General features: G+C 68.4%; 16 protein-coding genes. 11 read left to right on the top strand and 5 right to left on the bottom strand.

Translation table 11 applies throughout. The features are described from left to right. Positions 1-52 precede the first annotated feature (52 nt). The 4 genes from D581_RS0105590 to D581_RS0105605 all read right to left on the bottom strand — a co-directional run bounded on the left by D581_RS0105590 (position 53) and on the right by D581_RS0105605 (position 4,552). Positions 53-1,273, bottom strand: a complete 1,221-nt coding sequence (locus D581_RS0105590; RefSeq protein WP_018956244.1) for a glycoside hydrolase family 1 protein — start codon at positions 1,271-1,273, stop codon at positions 53-55. Positions 1,274-1,368: 95 nt separating this feature from the next. Then, positions 1,369-2,172, bottom strand: coding sequence for a carbohydrate ABC transporter permease (locus D581_RS0105595; protein WP_026290242.1), 804 nt, complete (start codon positions 2,170-2,172; stop codon positions 1,369-1,371). A 161-nt stretch (positions 2,173-2,333) separates the two neighbouring features. Beyond that, positions 2,334-3,305, bottom strand: coding sequence for a carbohydrate ABC transporter permease (locus D581_RS0105600; RefSeq protein WP_018956246.1), 972 nt, complete (start codon positions 3,303-3,305; stop codon positions 2,334-2,336). 2 nt (positions 3,306-3,307) lie between these two features. Then, complete coding sequence (locus D581_RS0105605; protein WP_018956247.1) at positions 3,308-4,552, bottom strand: sugar ABC transporter substrate-binding protein; 1,245 nt, start codon at positions 4,550-4,552, stop codon at positions 3,308-3,310. Between the two features lie 295 nt (positions 4,553-4,847). Here D581_RS0105605 and D581_RS0105610 point away from each other — a divergent pair, with 295 nt between their 5' ends. The 3 genes from D581_RS0105610 to D581_RS0105620 all read left to right on the top strand — a co-directional run bounded on the left by D581_RS0105610 (position 4,848) and on the right by D581_RS0105620 (position 6,944). Then, positions 4,848-5,873: an acetylxylan esterase gene (locus D581_RS0105610; protein WP_026290243.1), complete on the top strand. Its 1,026-nt coding sequence runs from the start codon at positions 4,848-4,850 to the stop codon at positions 5,871-5,873. 161 nt (positions 5,874-6,034) lie between these two features. Further along, positions 6,035-6,220, top strand: a complete 186-nt coding sequence (locus D581_RS0105615; RefSeq protein ID WP_018956249.1) for a hypothetical protein — start codon at positions 6,035-6,037, stop codon at positions 6,218-6,220. Then, on the top strand, positions 6,210-6,944 hold the full coding sequence (locus tag D581_RS0105620) for a hypothetical protein (RefSeq protein ID WP_018956250.1): 735 nt from the start codon (positions 6,210-6,212) through the stop codon (positions 6,942-6,944). The genes D581_RS0105615 and D581_RS0105620 overlap by 11 nt, the downstream gene beginning before the upstream one ends. Before the next feature lie 88 nt (positions 6,945-7,032). Here D581_RS0105620 and D581_RS0105625 read toward each other — a convergent pair whose 3' ends face one another. Next, positions 7,033-8,103, bottom strand: coding sequence for a LacI family DNA-binding transcriptional regulator (locus tag D581_RS0105625; RefSeq protein WP_018956251.1), 1,071 nt, complete (start codon positions 8,101-8,103; stop codon positions 7,033-7,035). A 380-nt stretch (positions 8,104-8,483) separates the two neighbouring features. Here D581_RS0105625 and D581_RS0105630 point away from each other — a divergent pair, with 380 nt between their 5' ends. The 8 genes from D581_RS0105630 to D581_RS0105665 all read left to right on the top strand — a co-directional run bounded on the left by D581_RS0105630 (position 8,484) and on the right by D581_RS0105665 (position 21,541). Then, the gene (locus D581_RS0105630) at positions 8,484-10,958 is read left to right on the top strand and encodes an ABC transporter substrate-binding protein (RefSeq protein WP_026290244.1); all 2,475 of its coding nucleotides are present in this window, start codon (positions 8,484-8,486) and stop codon (positions 10,956-10,958) included. 380 nt (positions 10,959-11,338) lie between these two features. Next, positions 11,339-13,213, top strand: a complete 1,875-nt coding sequence (typA, locus tag D581_RS0105635; protein ID WP_018956253.1) for a translational GTPase TypA — start codon at positions 11,339-11,341, stop codon at positions 13,211-13,213. A 700-nt stretch (positions 13,214-13,913) separates the two neighbouring features. Beyond that, complete coding sequence (locus D581_RS0105640; protein WP_018956254.1) at positions 13,914-15,533, top strand: peptide ABC transporter substrate-binding protein; 1,620 nt, start codon at positions 13,914-13,916, stop codon at positions 15,531-15,533. 128 nt (positions 15,534-15,661) lie between these two features. Beyond that, the gene (locus tag D581_RS0105645) at positions 15,662-16,591 is read left to right on the top strand and encodes an ABC transporter permease (RefSeq protein ID WP_018956255.1); all 930 of its coding nucleotides are present in this window, start codon (positions 15,662-15,664) and stop codon (positions 16,589-16,591) included. Next, complete coding sequence (locus D581_RS0105650) at positions 16,584-17,537, top strand: ABC transporter permease (protein ID WP_018956256.1); 954 nt, start codon at positions 16,584-16,586, stop codon at positions 17,535-17,537. Before D581_RS0105645 ends, D581_RS0105650 begins: the two co-directional genes overlap by 8 nt. Positions 17,538-17,548: 11 nt before the next feature. Then, the gene (locus D581_RS0105655) at positions 17,549-18,607 is read left to right on the top strand and encodes an ABC transporter ATP-binding protein (protein WP_018956257.1); all 1,059 of its coding nucleotides are present in this window, start codon (positions 17,549-17,551) and stop codon (positions 18,605-18,607) included. After that, a complete protein-coding gene (locus D581_RS0105660) occupies positions 18,600-19,742 on the top strand; it encodes an ABC transporter ATP-binding protein (RefSeq protein WP_018956258.1) in 1,143 nt (380 codons plus the stop codon). Before D581_RS0105655 ends, D581_RS0105660 begins: the two co-directional genes overlap by 8 nt. A gap of 164 nt (positions 19,743-19,906) precedes the next feature. Further along, a complete protein-coding gene (locus D581_RS0105665) occupies positions 19,907-21,541 on the top strand; it encodes an ABC transporter substrate-binding protein (RefSeq protein WP_026290245.1) in 1,635 nt (544 codons plus the stop codon). The last annotated feature ends 3 nt before the right edge of the window (positions 21,542-21,544 follow it).

Below are 21,544 nucleotides of genomic sequence, written 5' to 3' on the forward strand. Positions count from 1 at the left end.
CGAGGGAGCCGTCAGGTGGCTCCCCGTACGGAGGGGCAGCCCCGGGGGTGAATCAGGCTGCCGTGCGCGGGAGTTCGCGGGTGCGGCCCAGCGAGCCCAGCCACTTCGCCGAGTCGCGCGGGGTGCGCTCGAAGGTCTCCCAGTCGATGGCGATCAGGCCGAACGTGGCCTTGTACGTCCCCCACTCGTAGTTGTCCAGGGCGCTCCACGCCAGGTAGCCCCGGATGTCGATGCCGTCGGCCAGCGCGGCGGCGACCTCGTCCAGCGCGCCCGCGTAGTAGTCGGCGCGGCGGCTGTCGTCGTCGGTGGCGATGCCGTTCTCCGTGACGATCAGCGGGACGTCGCCCACCACCTCGGCCGTGTGGCGCAGCGCCTCGCCGACCGCCGTCGGGTAGTACTCCCACGTCGTCAGCGTCCGCTCGACGTCGTCGGCCGCCGGGATCGGTCCGTCGGGGCCGATCCGCGTACGGGTGTAGGACTGCACGCCGATCCAGTCGTCGCCGCGCGCCGCCTCGATGAAGACGTCCTCGCGCGGGTGGCGGTAGGCGGCGGTGACGTCCTCCGCGCCGGGGAGGGCCTGGTAGACCTGGTTGGCGATGGTCCAGCCGACCTGGATGCCCGCGTCCAGGGCGCGGACCTCCTTGACGGCCGCGTGGTGGGCCGCGATGACGGCCACGGTCGTCTCGTCGTCGGGGGTGGGCAGTCCGGCGGGCGGGAAGCTGTTGTCGCCGCGCTTGGCCTGGCCCGCCATCACGGCGATCATGTTCGGCTCGTTGATCGTGCAGACGTGGCTGACGCCCTCGGAGATGACGGGGGCGCAGGCCGCCACGTACCGCGCGAACAGCTCCACCGCGCCCTGGGCCGTCCAGCCGCCGCGCGCCTCGAACCACTGCGGGACGGTGAAGTGGTGCAGGGTCACCATCGGGCGCAGGCCGCGCTCGATCGCTCCCTCCACCATCCGCCGGTAGTGGGCGAGCTGGGCACGCGAGAAGCGGCCCTCGACCGGCTCGATGCGAGCCCACTCGATGGAGAACCGGTAGTCGGTGAAGCCGAGGGAGGCCAGCAGGTCCATGTCCTCGGGCCAGCGGTGGTAGCTGTCACAGGCGTCCAGGCTCGGCTCCGCGATGTGGGTGCCGGCGGCGTGCTCCTTGACCCACCAGTCGCAGTCGGTGTTGTTGCCCTCGATCTGGTGGGCGGCCGTGGACGCGCCCCAGAGGAAGCCCTCGGGGAACGGGACGGGGGTCTTCTGGTCCGAAGCGGGGGTGTGTGTCATCGCGACATGTCTTTCTGGTGGTGGTGAGGGGTGTGGCCGCGCTCGGTTACGGGGGTGGGGTGCGGCCAGTTACGTGAAGTGCCAGGGCGGACGCGTTACTTCATGCCCGCCGTGGCGATGCCCTGCGTGAAGTGCCGTTGCAGCGCGATGAAGACGACCAGCACCGGCAGCACGATCAGGAAGGCCCCGGCCATCAGCATCCCGTTGGAGCCGCCGGCCTTGTTGGGGTCGGTGGCGAAGGTCGCCAGGGCCACCGGGAGGGTGTATTTGTCGGGGTCGTTGGTCGCGATCAGCGGCCAGACGAAGTTGTTCCAGGAACCCAGGAACGTGAAGATCGACAGGGTCGCGAGGGCGGGCTTCACCAGCGGCATCACGATCCGCCAGAAGATGTACCACTCGCTCGCGCCGTCCATCCGGGCCGCTTCCAGCAGCTCGTCCGGGATCGACTGCATGAACTGGCGCATCAGGAAGACCCCGAAGGCCCCGGCGGCGAACGGCAGCACCAGACCCGCGTAGCTGTCGATCAGCTGGAGCTTGCTCATCAGTACGAACAGCGGCAGCAGCATCAGGTTGCCGGGCACCATCAGCGCGCCGAGCACCAGGCCGAAGACCTTGTTGCGGCCGACGAAGTTCAGCTTGGCCAGGGCGTAGCCGAGCATCGAGCAGAAGACCAGGTTCGAGACGGTCACCAGGACCGCCACGATCACCGAGTTCATGAAGTACAGCGGCAGGTCCAGCTTGTCGAGCAGCTGCCGGAAGTTCTCCAGGGTCCACTCGGTGGGGATCCACACGGGCGGGCTGGCCGACAGCTCGCTCTGCGTCTTGAAGGCCGAGAGCCCCATCCAGAGGAAGGGCGCCGACATGACCAGCAGGCCGAGCGAGAGCAGGACGTAGACCAGGGGGCGGGAGACGTTCCGCTGCCCGCCGTTGTTCTTCTTCCTGCCGTTGTTCTTCTTCCGGTCGTTGGTCGTCCCGCCGTCGTTCTTCGGGGGAGTCGTCGGGGGAGTCGGCGGTGCGTCGCTCTTCAGGGGCTCGACCGCCGCGTTGCCGCTGGTGGTGCTCAATTCGTGTTGTCCTTCAGCAGTCGGAGCTGGAGCACCGTGATGCCCATGATCACCACGAAGAGGACGTACGCCATGGCGCTCGCGTAGCCCATGTGGAAGAAGTTGAACCCTTCGCGGTACATGTTCAGCGAGACCGTGAGGGTCGAGTCGGACGGGCCGCCCTGGGTCATCACGAACGGCTCCTCGAACACGTTGAGATAGCCGATCGTCGTGATCACCGTGGCGTAGAGGAGGGTCGGACGCAGGAGCGGGACCGTGATGGACCGGAACTCCTGCCAGACGCTCGCGCCGTCGAGCTTCGCGGCCTCCCGCACCTCGGTGGGGATCGCCTGGAGGCCCGCGATGAACAGCACCATCACCGTGCCGACGTTCCGCCAGACCGCCATGACGATGAGCGACGGCATCGCCAGCGTCTCGGAGCCGAGGAAGTCCGGTGCCGTCCGGCCCACTTCGGAGAAGAGGCCCGCGATCAGCCCGTCGCTCGGATCGAGGACGAACCGCCAGACGACGGCCACCGCGACGATGGTGGTGACCACCGGGGCGTAGAAGCCGACCCGGAAGAACGTCCGCGCCCGGTCGATGCCGTTGTTCAGCAGAACGGCGACGACCAGCCCGATGCCGATGGTCAGCGGTACGCCGACGACGACGAAGTACCCCGTGTTGAAGAGGGACTTGAGGAACTTCTCGTCGCCGAAGAGGTTGACGTAGTTCTCGAACCCGATGAAGTTCGCTTCCCACGGGCGCGTCACGTTGCGCAGCCCGAAGTCCGTGAAGCTCATCACCAGCGTGGCGAGGATCGGGAACGCCATGAAGACGGTGAACAGGACGAGGAACGGGGTGGAGAACAGCCAGCCCGCCGCGTTCTGCACGCCCATCGACTGCTTGCGTCCCCGGCTGCCCCCGGCGGCCGGGGACGGTGCGGCCCCGGCCTTCCGGGGCGCTTTGGCCTTCTCGGTCGTGGTGCTCATGGCTACTGCTTCACGAGGCCTTCGATCTCGGACTGCGCGGTCTTCAGCGCGTCCTCGGCGGAAGCCTTGCCCTGCGTCACCTTGGCGATGGCCTGGTCCACCTTGTCGGTGATCTCGGTCCAGTTGGCCAGGGACGGCGAGGACTTGGCGGTGTCCATCTGCTTCTTGAAGATCTGGAGGTCGGCGTCGTCGGCGAGCGCCCCGGACTCCCACGCGGAGGTGTTGGCGGGCAGGTCCTTCGTCCGCTCGTACCAGTCGGCCTGGCCCTTGGTGTCGGTCAGGTACGTGATGAACTCGGTGGCCGCGGCCTTGTGCTCGCTGTCCTTGGAGACGACGAGGGAGGAACCGCCGGCCATGGAGGTGGAGGAGGCGTCCGCCGGAACGTTGGCGATGGCCCACTTGCCCTTGAGCTGCGGCTGGCCCTCGTTGAGGAGCGTCACGTGCCAGGGGCCGCCGAAGAACATGGGGACCCGGCCGTTGCCGAAGTCCTTCACCACGTCGTAGCCGGGCTGCACGGACTTGTTGGAGAGGCCCTTGTCGAAGTACGAGCCGTACTCCTTCAGCGCCTTGACCGCCTCCGGGCTGTCGACGACGGCCTCGCCCTTGTCGTTGACGATCTCGCCGCCCGCCGAGTACAGGAAGGAGTAGAAGTTCTGCACGGTGTCCAGGCCGCTGGGCTGGATGGACAGCCCCCACTTCGTACCGGCCTTCTCCTGGTAGGCGGTCGCCAGGTCCTTCAGGCCCTTCCAGTCGGTCGGAGCCTTCGTCACGCCCGCCTTCTCGGCCAGGTCCGTGCGGTAGTAGAGGACCCGGGTGTCGACGTACCACGGCACGCCGTAGGCGGTGCCGTCCACCTCGCCCTGCTCCCAGCCCGCCGGGAAGAAGTCCTTCTTGTCGAAGGCCTTGGTGTCCACCGGCTCCAGCACGCCGAGCTCGGCGAACTCGCCCATGTAACTGCCGCCCATCTGCGCCACGTCGGGCAGGGTGCCCGCCGCCGCCGCCGAGACGAGCTTCTGGTGGGCGACGTCCCAGCCGATCGGGGTCACCTTGACCGTGATGTTCGGGTTGGCCTTCTCGTAGACCTCGGCCACGTCGGCGAGCTTCTCGCCCTCGGCCCCCATGGCCCACACGGTGAGCGTCTGCTTCTCGTCCGCCGCGACGTCGCCGCCGGAGGAGCCGCACGCGGAAAGGGTCACGGCGAGCGCGAGCGCTATGCCGGCGGGGGCGGTTCTGGCGATGCGGGACATGGGAGGGCTCCTCCTTGAGCAATCCGGATGCTGCGCGATGTATGCGCTGCCTGTAAGCGCATACATAACTCTGCGCCAGTCCTTCGGGAATCCGCAAGAGGGTGCTGGGTCACACTCGTGCAACGTGCTCGACACCCTGGCGCCTTGTGGTTGAACCGTAAACGCGCTGTTTGTGGAAGAACAGGCGATGTGACCGATTCGTCGTTGGGGGTCGGCGCCGTTGGAGACGACGCCGTTGGAGGCCGACGCCGGGGGCACGCCCGGCGTCGGCGTGGTCGGCGTCTACCCTCGCGGCATGGCCTCATCCGTCGCCTTCTCCCACGGCTTCCCGTTCGACCCGGCCTACGGGTACGACGGGCCGGACGCCCTGCTGGGCATCCCCGCCCCGCCGGCCCCCGACGGCTTCGACGCCTTCTGGCGGGGCCGGTACGCGCGAGCCCGCGCCGTCGACACGCGGCCGGTCCTCGGCCCGGTCGAGGAGGAGCGCGACGGCCTCCGGATCCACGGCGTGACCTACACCTCCGTGGGTGGAGTCCGGCTCGGCGGCTGGCTCGCCCTGCCCGCCGAGGGGCCCGTCCGGTACGGATTCGTCGTCGCGCACGGTTACGGCGGCCGCCAGGAGCCCGGCCGCGACCTTCCGGCGCCGCTGCCCGGGGCCGCCGTGATCCTGCCGTGCGTACGGGGCATGGGGGAGCGGGGCCGGGTCGACTCCATCCCGGACCTGGCCGACGCGCACGTCCTGCACGGCATCGGCTCCCGCGACACCTACGTCATCGGCGACTGCGCGGCCGACCTGTGGTGCGCCGCCTCCGCCCTCACGGCGCTCGTCCCGGAGCTGGCGGGGGCCGGCCTCCCGGGCGGATCCCGCCTCGGCTACCTGGGCGAGAGCTTCGGCGGCGGACTCGGGGCCCTCGCGCTGCCCTGGGACGACCGCTTCGGCGCGGCCCAGCTCACGGTCCCCACCTTCGGCAACCACCCGCTGCGGCTGACCCTGCCCTGCGCGGGCAGCGGCGAGGCGGTCCGGGCGCACCACCGCGAGCACCCCGAGGTCACGGATGTCCTCGGCTACTTCGACGCGGCGACGGCGGCGACCCGGCTGACGCTGCCCACGCTGGTCGCGGCCGCGCTGTTCGACCCGTCCGTGCCGCCGCCGGGGCAGTTCGCCGTGCACAACGCGCTGGCCGGCGAGCGTGAACTCCAGGTGCTGACGGCGGGGCACTTCGCGTACCGGGGCATGGTGGCCGAGGCGGCGGAGCTGGACGCGAACCGGACGCGGTTCTTCGGGGAGCGGCTGGCGGCGGGGTCTGATCCGGTGGCCTGAGGGCCCCGCAGTTCCGAGCAGCGTCCCGCCGTCACCTTGCGGACGGCAGGAGTTACGGGTTGCGGAAAGTTCGGCTCTTGTGGGTGACTTTGCCCCAGAGAGACAGCACAGCTGTCAGTGGTCCCTGCTTGACTGAGGCCATCGAACCCAGGGAGCGAGTTATGCCGACTGTGATCCATAGGACGCGCAGCGAGCTTGAGGCCCAGCGTGAGCACCTGTTGGCCAGCGTGAACATGACCTACGACGAGCTCGCGGAACGCGCTGCCACCTACAGCCTCAGCATGAACGAGCTGGACGTGTGGCACACGATCGAAGGTCTCGACTACCTTCTCGAAGGTGACTGCTGAAGAGGCCAAGGCCCTCGACGTGTCGGCGGCGGATTTCGCTGACCAACTGACTGCCCTGACGCGGGGTGTCCTCGGCGAGGACACCCCGCGTTTTCATGCAATCAACATGGGTTCCAAGATCAGGGTCTCGCCGATACGGGAGGACGAAGTTCTTCAGCGCATCCCGGTCAGCATCGGTGGGGAGCAGCGTCTCAGCCTCATGGTCCGGTTCTACTGCTGTTGGGACGGGTCCAGCACGTTCATGGCTACCGATCAGGCCGACGTGCACGTCTTCTACGCCGGGAGCCCCGACCCGTTGTTTCGCTTTGAATACGTACGGCGGAGCAAGGAGCCGCCAGGCGCTCATGTGCAGGTGCACGCGCATCGCGATGAGGTCGCCTACCTTCTGCGGCTGGCGGAGAAGGGGCGTCCGAAGCAGAAGTTCAACAGGCTCCCGCGCTTGGCGGAGTTGCACTTGCCGGTTGGCGGGCACAGGATGCGCCCGGCGCTGGAGGACGTGTTGCTTTTCCTCAAGCGGGAGTTCGCGATCGACACGGTCGACGGCTGGAAGGCCGTGATCGATGAGCACCTGCGTAGTTGGCGGCTGATGCAGCTGAAGACGGCAGTCAGGGATGCCCCTGACTCGGCCGCCCAGGTTCTGCGCAGCCTTGGGTACACAGTGGTCGAGCCGGTGGTGCCTGGGGCGCGCCAGGCGTCGGACGAGGTCAAGCTGTTCTGGCCCTGACGCTCAGGCATGCCGTGCGGAGCCGGTGAGCACCTGCTCGACCCCGGCCGCCCGTCCCGGGCGCGGCGCCTGCGGGCTGTCCGGCGGCTCAGCCGCAGCCGCAGCTCGCGCGGCGGGTCACGGAGACCGGCAGCTCCAGCGAGACCGGGGCGCGGCCCGGGTCCGCCAGGCGCTGCACCAGCAGCTCCACCGCCTGCTCGCCCAGCTGCCGGATCGGCTGCCGGACGGTCGTCAGGGGCGGGCGGACGATCCGGCTCAGCGGAATCCCGTCGAACCCGGTCACGGCGACGTCCACCGGCACCCGCACCCCGCGCCGCTCCAGTGCCTGGAGTGCGCCGACCGCCATCTGGTCGTTGGCGAACAGCATCGCCTCCGGCCGCTCCACCCCCGTACCCTCCGACCGGTCCAGCAGGGCGCCCGCCGCCCGCGCGCCCTCGGCCTGCGTCATCATCCCGGCGCGCAGCTCCGGCCGGGAGGGCACCGGAAGGCCCGCGTCCCGGCACCCCTCCTGGAAGCCCCGGAACCGGGCCTCGGCGTCCGGTGAGTTCTCCTCGCTGCCGATGAAAGCCAGCCTGCGCAGCCCGTGGTCCTCGATGAGGTGGCGGGTCAGTTCCCGTTCGCCCTCGGCGTTGGCCACCACGATGTGGTCCAGGTGGTCGATCTCGCGCGGTCCGGAGAGCATCACCACGGGCAGCCGGCGCGATATCACCTCCAGGTCCTCGGTCGGCACGGTCCGCGCCAGTACGGCGAACCCGTCGACCCGCCCTGCGACCTTCGCCACCAGGCTCTCCGGCCCGCCGTCCAGCGCGGCGGCGATCAGCAGGGCGTAGCCGTGCCGGCGGGCCGCCCGCTCCATGCCCCGGATGACCTGGTCGGAGTAGAGCATCACAGCCTGGTCGTCGTCCGCGTCGCTCGCGGCGGCGGCGGCCTCGGCGTCCTGGTCCGCGAAGTCGGGGAAGCACAGCCCGAGCACGCCGGTCGTCCGGCTGGCCAGGCCCCGGGCGCTGCCGGACGGTACGTACCCCAGCTCGCGGGCCGCCTCCATGACCTTCTCGCGGGTCTGGGCACGTACGGAATCGGGGTTCCGGTAGACCCGCGAGACCGTGGCAATGGAGACGCCCGACCGCTCGGCGACGTCGTACACCGTGGGGGCGCTCACTCGACCGACCGTCCGCTTCTTCTTCCGTAGCGCCGCGCCTGGCGCGTGTGCTGGTACCGGGCCGGCGGCCTGCTCGCCTGCCGATGCGATCACGAGGCCCGTGAAAGCGCATTCACCCTAGATCGTGGGCCGCAGGGGGAGCAAGGCCGTCCGCAGTCGCGCCGAGCGTGCGCCCGGTGCCGCCAGACCCCCGGAAGCGAAACGTTCCTCCGGCCGGGTGAGCTTGCGACCGCCGCCCGCCGTGTCTGCGCCCCCTCGCGCGAGGGGGCGTTTCAGTGGGCGGAAGAAATCAGTGTGATCAACTGCAAATGCCACCACATACGCACTATCCGGTCCATTCCGGTACGGGGTGGTCCGGGCCGGCCCCGGAGGTACCAGCCATGTCCCACGTCGGCGTCCCGCGCGGGACGGTTCGAAAGCGTCGATCACTCGCGCTCCTCACGACGGGGGTGCTCACGATCCCGGTGCTGGCCGGCTGCACCTCCGGCGGCGAGGAGACCTCCCGGGGCGTGCCCCAGGACATCGCACCCACCGCGCGCCAGGCGGTCGCCGACGGTTCGACGGTGAACTGGGCGGTCGACGCGCTGCCCGCCACCTTCAACGCCTTCCAGGCCGACGCGGACAGCGCCACCACCCGGATCACCGGAGCCCTGCTGCCCACGCTCTTCCCGATGGACAGGTCCGGGCAGCCGAAGCTCAACCCGGACTACCTGGAGTCCGCGAAGATCATCGAGCGCGAGCCGAAGCAGGTCGTGCTCTACAAGCTCAACCAGCAGGCGGTGTGGAGCGACGGGCGGGAGATCGGGGCCCCCGACTTCGTCGCCCAGTGGCGGGCGCTCCGGGGCAAGGACTCCGCGTTCTGGACCGCCCGCAACTCCGGTTACGAGCGGATCGAGAAGATCGAGCGGGGCGCGGACGACCTCCAGGTGCGGGTCACGTTCTCCAAGCCGTACGCGGACTGGCGCTCGCTCTTCTCGCCGCTCTACCCGAAGGAGATCACCGGCTCGCCGGACGCCTTCAACGACGGGGCGCGCACCACCCTGAAGAACACCGCCGGGCCCTTCGTCCTGCGCGGCGTCAGCAAGTCCGAGGGCACCGTCACGCTGGCCCGCAACCCGCGCTGGTGGGGCGACAAGGCCAAGCTGGACACCCTCGTCTTCCGGGCCGTCGCCGCCGGGGACCGTACCGAGGCCCTCGCCGACGGCACGGTGGACGTCGCCGACATCGACGCCGCCACCGCCGACCGCATCGCGCTCGCCCGCCGCGACCGGGGCAGCAACGGCCAGCCGCCCGCCCACGGCCCGGGTTCCGCGACCACGCCCGCCGCGGCCCTGCGCTCCTGGGCCCTGGCGCACGGCTCCGACGAGGAGGCCGCGGAGATCGCGCAGGCCGCCCGGGAGAAGAACCGCAAGGCCGTCGTCGCCTACACCGCGGAACAGAAGGCCCTGCGCGACTTCGCGGTCCGCAAGTCCCTGGAACCCGCCTACACCCAGCTCGCGCTGAACGGCGAGTCCGGCCCCCTCGCCGACGACCGGGTCCGCCGGGCGGTGGCCCGCGCCCTGGACCGCGAGGAGCTGGCCCGGACGGTGCTGGGGCCGCTGGGCCTCCCGGCGAAGCCGCTCGGCAGCCACCTCGCCCTCGCGGGGCAGCCCGGCTACAAGGACGGCAGCGGGGCGCTCGGCGAACAGAACACCAAGGAGGCCCAGGCCCTGCTGGCGGACGCGGGCTGGACACGGGGCGGCGCGGCGCAGCCGCCCAAGGACACCAAGGCGGGCAGCGAAGCGGAGAAGAAGGGCAACAAGGGCAACCAGAGCGACAAGAGCGACAAGGGCGACAAGGGTGAAGAGAGCGACGCCGAGGGCGCCAAGGGCGACGCCGAGAAGAAGGCCGCCGAGGGCGCGAAGAGCGAGCAGGCCGGACAGGACACCGAGGAGAAGGCCGAGAAGAGGGAAGCGGAGGGCGAGAAGGCCGAGGGCGAGAAGGCCGACCAGGCCTCCTCCGATGACAGCCCCGCCTCCCGTGACGAGGGCCTTTACATCGTCGGCGAGGACAACAAGCCCGGCGCCCACGCCCCCGCGCAGGCCGCCTCCACCGGCGGCGCCTCCGCCATCCACGTCCTGGCCCCCGGCCGGTCGGCCGCCGCACAGGGCGCCGCCCTGCGCCGCCAGGCCGGCGCCCTCGGCGAGGACGGCGCCGTCGCCGCCCAGGACAAGCAGCCCGGGGGAGCCGCCGGGGCGTACGCCCCCGTCGGCACCGCGGCCCCGGCGCCCGCCGCGGCCAAGGGGCAGCTCGGCAAGGACGGCAAGGCGCTGACCCTGCGCTTCGTCCTCCCCTCCGGACCCGGCTCCCAGTCGCTGCGCAGCGTCGGCGACAAGATCGCGTTGATGCTGGAGAAGATCGGCATCGGCACGGAGATCATCAAGGTTCCCGACGAGAGCTACTTCAAGGACCACGTCGCCTCCGGCGCGTACGACCTGGCGCTCTACTCGTGGCCCGCCACCGCCTACCCGGCCACCGACGGACGCCCGATCTACGCCAAGCCGGAGCCCGCCACCGACGGGTCTCTCCTCGTGGAGCAGAACTACACCCGGGTCGGCACCGACCACATCGACCAGCTCTTCGACCAGGCAGCCGCCGAACTCGACGAGAAGGCGGCGCGGGAGCTGCTGAAGCAGGCGGACGCCCGGATCTGGGCCGCCGCCGGATCGATTCCGCTCTTCCAGCGCCCGCAGCTGGTCGCGGTCGACAAGAAGCTCGCGAACGTCGGGGCGTTCGGTTTCGCGGCCCCCCGGTACCAGGACATCGGGTTCAAGAACCGGCAAGCGGCAGGTTCCCCCGCAGACCGCAAGAAGTAGCGGTCAACTACCACACCCTCGCGCCGCCAAGCTCAGATGCACCTCAAAACCCTTGCCCGCCGGTTCGCCCGGCGGGCAGTGTGGTTTCGACCCTGACCCGGGCCGTTCGTCGCTTTACCCGCTCCTCACCCCCCCCACCAAGCTCCACCACAGCTCCGCCTGAATCCGGCCACAACGATGGCCCGGTTGCACCTTGACAGCGGCTGAATATCGCCTGAATCACACGGGAAGACCGCGTCCGCGGATCGGTCCGGGAAGCCCGGTCGGCCCCGGGCCCGTACGATGGGACGAGCCGTGGCGTGCCGCCCGGCGGGCGTACGAGGACTCGAAGACCGACTGAGACGCCTGATCCCACGATCCGAGAGAAGCGCAAGCCACCCATGCCCACGCGCCACGACATCCGTAACGTAGCCATCGTCGCCCACGTCGACCACGGCAAGACCACGCTGGTCGACGCCATGCTCAAGCAGGCCGGAGCGTTCGCCGCCCACGCCGCCGAGCACCTCGACGACCGCATGATGGACTCGAACGACCTGGAGCGTGAGAAGGGCATCACGATCCTCGCCAAGAACACGGCGGTGAAGTATCACCCCAAGGACGGCGGGGACCCGATCACGATCAACATCATCGACACCCCCGGCCACGCCGACTTCGGCGGCGAGGTCGAGCGCGGTCTGTCGATGGTGGACGCGGTCGTGCTGCTCGTCGACGCCTCCGAGGGCCCGCTGCCCCAGACCCGTTTCGTGCTGCGCAAGGCGCTGTCCGCGAAGATGCCGGTCATCCTGTGCATCAACAAGACGGACCGCCCCGACTCCCGGATCGCCGAGGTCGTCGACGAGACGTACGACCTGTTCCTGGACCTGGACGCGGACGAGGACCAGATCGAGTTCCCGATCGTCTACGCCTGTGCCCGTGACGGCGTCGCCTCGCTGACCAAGCCCGAGGACGGCACCGTCCCGCCGGACAGCGAGAACCTGGAGCCGTTCTTCAACACCATCCTGTCGCACGTCCCGGCCCCGGAGTTCGACGCTGACGCGCCGCTCCAGGCCCACGTCACCAACCTGGACGCCGACAACTTCCTCGGCCGTATCGCGCTCTGCCGCGTCGAGCAGGGCGAGCTGCGCAAGGGCCAGACGGTCACCTGGATCAAGCGCGACGGCACCATGTCCAACGTCCGCATCACCGAGCTGATGATGACGGAGGCGCTCACCCGCAAGCCGGCCGAGGTGGCGGGCCCGGGCGACATCTGCGCCGTCGCCGGATTCCCGGACATCATGATCGGCGAGACGCTGGCCGACCCCGAGAACCCGATCGCGCTCCCGCTGATCACGGTCGACGAGCCGGCCATCTCGATGACCATCGGCACCAACACCTCGCCGCTCGTCGGCAAGGGCGGCAAGGGCCACAAGGTCACCGCCCGCCAGGTGAAGGACCGCCTCGACCGCGAGCTGATCGGTAACGTCTCGCTCCGCGTCCTGGACACCGAGCGCCCCGACGCCTGGGAGGTCCAGGGCCGCGGTGAGCTCGCGCTCGCCATCCTGGTCGAGCAGATGCGCCGCGAGGGCTTCGAGCTGACCGTCGGCAAGCCCGAGGTCGTCACCAAGCAGATCGACGGCAAGACCCACGAGCCGATCGAGCGCATGACGATCGACTCCCCCGAGGAGCACCTCGGCGCCATCACGCAGCTCATGGCGACCCGCAAGGGCCGTATGGAGACCATGACGAACCACGGTTCGGGCTGGGTCCGCATGGAGTGGATCGTGCCGTCCCGCGGCCTCATCGGCTTCCGTACGGAGTTCCTGACGCAGACCCGCGGCACCGGCATCGCGCACTCGATCTTCGAGGGTCACGAGCCGTGGTTCGGCGACCTGCGCACCCGTCACAACGGCTCCCTGGTGGCCGACCGTTCGGGCTCCGTCACGCCGTTCGCGATGGTCAACCTCCAGGAGCGCGGTGTCATCTTCACCGAGGCCGGTACCGAGGTCTACGAGGGCATGATCGTCGGCGAGAACTCCCGCGCCGACGACATGGACGTGAACATCACCAAGGAGAAGAAGCTCACCAACATGCGTGCGGCCTCCGCGGACACCACGGAGAACGTGGTCCCGGCCCGCAAGCTGTCGCTGGAGCAGTCCCTGGAGTTCTGCCGCGAGGACGAGTGCATCGAGGTGACCCCGGAGACCGTGCGCATCCGCAAGGTCGTCCTGGACGCCAAGCAGCGTGGCCGCACGGCCTCGCGCGCCAAGAACGGCTGACAGCACCGGAACGAACGGCTGACGTCGGGCCCGTAGTACGGCTGACACCACCGGAACGAACGGTCGGCGTCAGGCCCGTACGGCTGACACGTGCCCCCTGGGCCGTGAGGACCGCCCGGAAGCCCCCTGAGGGCTTCCGGGCGGTCCTGTGTGCCCGCTCGGAAGCCCCGGGGAGCCTCGGGGAAGGTGCGGGGAGCCCAGGGAGTCGCGGAGGGCCCGAAGCCCCCGCGCTTCCCGGAGCCGCACGCTCCGTATGGGGAGACGGCCTGCGCCCTCCCGGGGTCCGCCGGACGGCACGTCAGCACAGGCATTGACAGAAGGCCCGGCTCACCACGGACACTGTGGTGGGCCGGGCCTCCGTCAATCTCTTTTTCTGACCAAGGTGTCCGGATATCGGGGGTCGCTCTCCGGAACATGTGTTAACAGTCCGTTTCGGGCGTGTCTGTCTGGGATCGCTTTGTCCGGATTTCGGGCACGCAGAGGGTGCTGATGTTGTCAAACCGAGACCCTTTAAGTGTGGTTTACAGCCCGGCCGTACTCAATAGTTGGCTCCATTGAGCTCGGGTCAATGGGTCACGCACTGTGGGGAGTGCCGACTCACGAGCACACTCGGGGCACTGAACGATCACCGTCAGGGGTGTCGGTGAATCTCTCCAGTGCCCCTCTTGTAGTCAAAAGTGGACTCATGAGGAGGAAACCCATGCGCGGTGCCAAGAGCGCCAAGTGGGTCGCGGGAGCGGCCGTCATCGCCCTGGCCGCGACTGCCTGTGGCGGAAGCGACAGCAGCGACGAAGGCAAGAAGAACACGTCGGGCCAGCCCGCCGGTTACGTCTCGATCGACGTCGGTGAGCCCCAGAAGCCTCTGATGCCGGCCGACACGAACGAGACCAACGGCTCCTACGTCATCCAGTCGCTGTTCACCCAGCTGCTGGACTTCGACGCCAAGGGCGAGATCGTTCTCACGAACGCCGAGTCCGTCGAGTCCGAGGACTCCAAGACCTGGACCGTCAAGCTGAAGGCCGGCTGGAAGTTCCACAACGGTGAGGCCGTGACCGCGCAGTCGTACATCGACGCGTGGAACTGGTACGCCAACGTCGAGAACAAGCAGCAGAACGCGTTCTGGTTCTCCGACATCAAGGGCTACGCGGACGTCCACCCCGAGAAGGGTGCGCCGAAGTCCAAGGAGATGTCGGGTCTGAAGGCCGTGGACGACACCACGTTCACGATCGAGCTGGCGGAGAAGGTTCCGTACTTCAACTACAAGCTCGGCTACGTGACGTTCGCGCCGCTGCCCAAGGTCTTCTACGACGACCCGAAGGCGTTCGGCAAGAAGCCGATCGGCAACGGCCCGTACACGTTCGAGAAGTGGACCCACAAGAAGCTCATCCAGGTCAAGGCCTGGGACGAGTACCAGGGCCCGAACAAGGCTGCCAACAAGGGCATCCAGTTCAAGAACTACTCGACCGTCGAGGCCGCATACTCCGACGTCATCTCCGGCAACCTGGACATCATCCGCCAGGTCGGCCCGCGTGACCTGCCCAAGTACAAGACGGACCTGGGCGACGGCGCGATCGAGCAGCCCTACGCCGCGATCCAGACCCTGGTCCCGGCGTTCTACAACGCCACGTTCAAGGACATCGACCCCAAGGTCCTCCAGGGCCTGTCCATGGGCATCGACCGTGACACGATCACCAAGACCGTCCTGAACAACACCCGTACCCCCGCGACGAGCTTCACGCCGCCGCAGGTCAAGGGCAACCAGCAGCTCGAGTCGGACTTCCTGAAGTACGACCCTGTCAAGGCCAAGGCCCTCATCAAGGAGGGTGGCGGTGTCCCGCAGAACAAGTTCTCCATCCAGTACAACGCCGACGGCGGGCACAAGGAGTGGGTGACCGCGGTCTGCGAGTCCATCCGCAACGCCACCGGGGTCGACTGCGTGGGCGACGCGAAGCCGGACTTCCCGACCGACCTCGAGGCTCGTGACAACGACCAGGTCAAGGGCATGTACCGCGGTGGCTGGGTCGCCGACTACCCGGTCAACGTGAACTTCCTCAAGGAGCTCTACCACACCAAGGCGGAGTCGAACAACGGTCGCTTCTCCGACAAGGAGATCGACGCGCTGATGGCCAAGGGCGACAAGGCGGACTCCCTGGAGGAGTCGGTCGCCGCCTACCAGGAGGTCGAGAAGGCGCTCGTCGAGAAGATGCCGGCGATCCCGCTCTGGTACTACCGCATCAACGGCGGCCACGGAAAGAGCGTCGACAACGTCAAGGTCGACTTCCACGGTGACCTCGAACTGACCGGCGTCACCACCAAGTAACGCCTGCGGGTCATTCCCCAACTGGCCGTCATCCGCCCGTGCTGCCCCTCAGCACGGCCGGAGGCGCGGGGGTCGCCTCTGCGAAGAGGCGGCCCCCGCGCCGCAGTTATCCCCACACGGAGGCACCCATGGGGCGCTATGTCGCACGACGACTGCTCCAGATGATCCCGGTCTTCCTCGGGTCGACCCTGCTGGTCTTCCTGATGATGTACGCACTGCCCGGCGACCCCGTCAGAGCACTTGCCGGTGAACAGCACGTAGATGCCACACAGATCGCCGCTCTGAAGGCCCAGTACGGCCTCGACCAGCCGATCTGGCAGCAGTATCTGAACTACCTGGGCAATCTGTTCCAGGGCGACCTCGGAACCCAGATCGGGACACAGCGTCCGGTCGCCGAAGTCATCTCCGACGCCTACCCGATCACCGTCAGACTGGCGATCTTCGCCTTCGTCTTCACGGTCGTCGCCGGGATCTCGCTCGGCATCGTCGCCGGCCTCAAGGCCGAGTCCCTCCGGGACCGCGGTCTGCTCGGTCTGACGCTGGTGCTGATCTCCATGCCGTCCTTCGTGCTGGGCTTCCTCGTTCAGTACCTCTTCGCGTTCCAGCTCGGCATCGCCAAGCCGAACGTGAGTCTCGAACCGACCAACACCGAGTTGATCATGCCGGCCATCGTGCTGGCGTCGCTTTCACTCGCGTACGTCGCCCGCCTCACCCGTACCTCGGTCGCCGAGAACATGCGCGCCGACTACATGCGTACGGCTGTCGCCAAGGGCCTGCCGCGCCGCCGCGTCATCGGCGTCCACCTGATGCGCAACTCGCTCATCCCGGTCGTCACCTTCCTCGGCACCGACATCGGCGCCCTGATGGGCGGCGCGATCGTGACCGAGGGCATCTTCAACATCAAGGGCGTCGGATCGCTCGTCTTCGAGGCTCTGGGCAAGCGTGAGGGTGCCACCGTCGTCGGCGTCGTGACGCTGCTCGTCGTCGTCTATCTCATCTGCAGCCTGCTCGTCGACCTGCTCTACGCGGTCCTGGACCCGAGGATCCGGTATGCCTGACACCACCGCACTCAAGAGCACCGACGCCTCGGCCACCCCGGTCGACGCGCCGCCCGCCACGGACGCCGGCCCCGCGCCGGGCAAGCCGCGCAGCCTCTGGTCGGACGCCTGGCACGACCTGCGGCGCAACCCGCTCTTCATCATCTCGATGGTGCTGATCCTGCTGCTCGCCGTGATGTCGATCTTCCCGGGGCTGTTCACCAGCGCCTCGCCGAGGGAAGCCAACCTGGCCGAGCACTACCTCCAGCACCCGAACTGGGGCCACTTCTTCGCCCCCGACTGGCTCGGCTACGACGGACAGGGACGCTCGATCTACGCGCGTCTCGTCTACGGCGCCCGCGCCTCGATCACCGTCGGCGTCGTGGTGACCCTCGCGGTCACCATCACCGGCCTGGTCATCGGCATGCTCGCCGGTTACTTCGGCGGCTGGATCGACACGATCCTGTCCCGCATCACCGACGTCTTCTTCGGCGTCCCCTTCATCGTCGGCGCCATGGTCATCCTGACCAGCTTCGAGCGGCGCTCGGTATGGGTCGTCATCCTGTCGATGGCCTTCCTCGGCTGGACGTCGATCGCCCGTGTCGCCCGTGGCTCGGTCATCACGATCAAGCAGGCCGACTACGTGGTCGCCGCCAAGGCGCTCGGCGCCTCCACCACCCGGATCCTGACGCGGCACATCCTGCCGAACGCCATCGCTCCGGTGATCGTGGTCGCCACCATCGCGCTCGGCGGTTACATCGCCGCCGAGGCCACCCTGTCGTTCCTCGGCATCGGCCTCGCCGAGCCGACGGTCTCGTGGGGCATCGATGTGTCCGCTGCGAAGGACCAGCTCCGCAACGCGCCGTACGTCCTGGTCATCCCCTCGGTGATGGTCTCGATCACGGTGCTGTCCTTCCTGATGTTCGGCGATGCGGTCCGCAACGCCCTCGACCCCAAGATGCGCTGAGGGAGGCGTTCGTGACCACCATCGACAAGACGGCTCACGTCCCCGCACCGCGGGAGTCCGTGAGTGGCGACGGTCCACTGCTCGACGTCCGTGACCTGCACGTGGAGTTCCACACCCGCGACGGTGTGGCCAAGGCGGTCAACGGTGTGAACTACACCGTCAGCGCCGGCGAGACGCTCGCCGTGCTCGGCGAGTCCGGCTCCGGCAAGTCCGTGACCGCGCAGACCATCATGGGCATCCTCGACATGCCGCCGGGGAAGATCACGCAGGGCGAGATCCTCTTCCGCGGCCAGGACATGCTGAAGATGTCCAACGAGGAGCGCCGGAAGATCCGCGGCCGCAAGATCGCGATGATCTTCCAGGACGCGCTCTCCTCGCTGAACCCGGTCCTCTCCGTCGGCTACCAGCTCGGCGAGATGTTCCGTGTGCACCAGGGCCTCTCCAAGAAGGAGGCCAAGGCCAAGTCCATCGAGCTGATGGACCAGGTCAAGATCCCGGCGGCTGCGGCCCGTGTCTCGGACTTCCCGCACCAGTTCTCCGGCGGCATGCGCCAGCGCATCATGATCGCCATGGCGCTGGCCCTGGAGCCGGACCTGATCATCGCGGACGAGCCGACCACCGCGCTCGACGTGACGGTGCAGGCCCAGGTCATGGACCTGCTGGCCGAGCTCCAGCGCGAGTACAACATGGGGCTCATCCTGATCACCCACGACCTCGGCGTCGTCGCCGACGTCGCGGACAAGATCGCCGTGATGTACGCGGGCCGGATCGTGGAGACGGCCCCGGTCGGCGAGCTGTACAGCCGCCCGGCGCACCCGTACACCAAGGGCCTGCTGGAATCGATCCCGCGCCTGGACCAGAAGGGCCAGGAGCTCTACGCGATCAAGGGCCTGCCGCCCAACCTGACGCGTATCCCCGCGGGCTGTGCCTTCAGCCCGCGCTGCCCCATGGCACAGGACATCTGCCGCACCGACGTCCCGCCGCTCGTCCCGGTGACCGAGCGGGACGGCCTGGAGCTCGTCGGCCGCGGCAGCGCGTGCCACTTCTGGAAGGAGACGATCCATGGCTGAGCTCAAGAAGGAGCCCGTGGACGCCACCCCGAACGTCTCCGACGTGGAGACCGTGGACGCCGCGACCGAGGCGGAGACCGTAGCCGCCATCGACGCGCCCGTCAGCCAGGGCGAGCCGATCCTCCAGGTGCGGAACCTCGTCAAGCACTTCCCGCTCACCCAGGGCGTCCTCTTCAAGAAGCAGATCGGCGCGGTCAAGGCCGTCGACGGGATCTCCTTCGACCTGTACGCGGGTGAGACCCTCGGCATCGTGGGGGAGTCCGGCTGTGGCAAGTCCACGGTCGCCAAGCTCCTGATGACGCTGGAGCGGGCCACCGCAGGCGAGGTCTTCTACAAGGGCCAGGACATCACCAAGCTGTCCGGCCGCGCGCTGAAGGCCGTGCGCCGCAACATCCAGATGGTGTTCCAGGACCCGTACACCTCGCTGAACCCGCGTATGACGGTCGGCGACATCATCGGGGAGACCTTCGAGATCCACCCCGAGGTGGCCCCGAAGGGCGACCGGCGCCGCCGCGTCCAGGAGCTCCTGGACGTCGTCGGGCTGAACCCGGAGTACATCAACCGGTACCCGCACCAGTTCTCCGGCGGTCAGCGCCAGCGCATCGGCATCGCCCGGGGCCTCGCGCTCAACCCGGAGATCATCATCTGCGACGAGCCGGTCTCCGCGCTCGACGTGTCGGTGCAGGCGCAGGTCATCAACCTGATGGAGAAGCTCCAGGACGAGTTCAACCTGTCCTACCTCTTCATCGCGCACGACCTGTCCATCGTCCGGCACATCTCCGACCGGGTCGGCGTCATGTACCTCGGCAAGATGGCCGAGATCGGCACGGACACGCAGATCTACGACCACCCGACGCACCCCTACACCCAGGCGCTGCTGTCGGCGGTCCCGGTCCCCGACCCGTCGGCCCGTGAGGGACGCGACCGGATCATCCTGACCGGTGACGTTCCGTCACCGGCGAACCCGCCCTCGGGCTGCCGCTTCCGCACCCGGTGCTGGAAGGCGGAGGAGCGCTGCGCGACGGAGGAGCCCCTGCTGGCGATCCCCGAGCGTTTCGTCGCGGGAACCACTCCCGCCACGCACGAGTCGGCGTGCCACTTCGCCGAGGAGCGCGACGTCGTGCACGCGGCGTGATCGCTTGCGGTCACTGAACGGCGGATGCCCGGTTCCCCCAGGGGGACCGGGCATCGTCGCGTCCGCCCGCGCCCCCGCCCGTACGGGGTAAGCCCGCATGCGGTACGTGGCGTTATGCGGTGATATGAGGCATTGAGCTACTCGATGACTCTAGGAGGCACTCCATGCGCGGAGCCACACAGGTCAGGTGGGCCGCATGTGCGGTGGCCGTCGCCCTGACAACGACGGCCTGCGGCGGCGGTGGCGGTGGTGACGGCGGCAGCGGCGGTGCCGACGGCATCGTCAGCTCCTCCTGGGGAGACCCGCAGAACCCGTTGGAACCCGCCAACACCAACGAGGTCCAGGGCGGCAAGGTCCTCGACATGGTCTTCCGCGGACTGATCCGCTACGACCCGAAGACCGGCGAGGCCCAGAACATGGTCGCCGAGTCCATCGACTCGAAGGACTCCCAGAACTTCACGATCAAGCTCAAGGACGGCTGGACGTTCTCCAACGGCGAGAAGGTCACCGCCAAGTCCTTCGTCGACGCCTGGAACTACGGCGCCGCGCTGAAGAACAACCAGAAGAACGCCTACTTCTTCCAGTACATCGAGGGCTACGACAAGGTCCACCCGGAGTCCGGCTCCGCCTCCGCCGAGACCCTCTCCGGCCTGAAGGTCGTCGACGACCTGACCTTCACCGCCAAGCTCACCCAGAAGTTCTCCCTGTGGCCCGACACCCTCGGCTACTCCGCCTTCGTCCCCCTGCCCAAGGCGTTCTACGACGACCACGACGCCTGGCTCTCCAAGCCCGTCGGGAACGGCCCCTACACCATCGAGTCGTACGCCAAGGGCTCCTCGATGAACCTGCGCAAGTGGGACGACTACCCGGGCGACGACAAGGCGAAGAACGGCGGCGTCGACCTCAAGGTCTTCACCGACAACAACACCGCCTACACCGACCTGACGTCGGGCAACCTCGACCTCGTCGACGACGTGCCCGCCTCCCAGCTCCGCAACGTCGAGGCGGACCTCGGCGACCGGTACATCAACACCCCCGCGGGCATCATCCAGACCCTGGCCTTCCCCTTCTACGACAAGGAGTGGGACACCGACGACGCCCGCAAGGTCCGCCAGGGCCTCTCGATGGCGATCAACCGGGCGCAGATCACCGACCAGATCTTCCAGAAGACCCGCACCCCCGCCTCCGACTGGACCTCCCCGGTCCTCGGCGAGGAGGGCGGCTTCAAGAAGGGCCTCTGCGGCAAGGAGTGCACGTACGACAAGGCCGCGGCCAAGAAGCTGATCGACGAGGGCGGCGGCATCCCCGGCGGCCAGCTGAAGATCTCGTACAACGCGGACACCGGCTCCCACAAGGAATGGGTCGACGCCGTCTGCAACAGCATCAACAACGTCATGGGCGACAACAAGGCCTGCGTCGGCGGCCCCGTCGGCACCTTCGCCGACTTCCGCGCCCAGGTCTCCACCCAGAAGCTGAAGAGCGCCTGGCGGGCGGGCTGGCAGATGGACTACCCGCTGATCCAGAACTTCCTCCAGCCGCTCTACTACACCAACGCCCCGTCCAACGACGGCAAGTGGAGCAACCAGGAGTTCGACGACCTGATCGACAAGGCCAACGCAGAGAGCGACAAGGCGAAGGCCGTCACCACCTTCCAGGACGCGGAGAAGATCCTCGTGACGGAGATGCCGGTCATCCCGCTCTGGTACCAGAACGGCAGCGCCGGCTACTCGGACCGGGTCGACAACGTCGCGCTGAACCCGTTCAGCGTCCCGGTCTACGAAGAGATCACCGTCAAGTGACGC

This window comes from Streptomyces sp. CNB091, assembly GCF_000377965.1.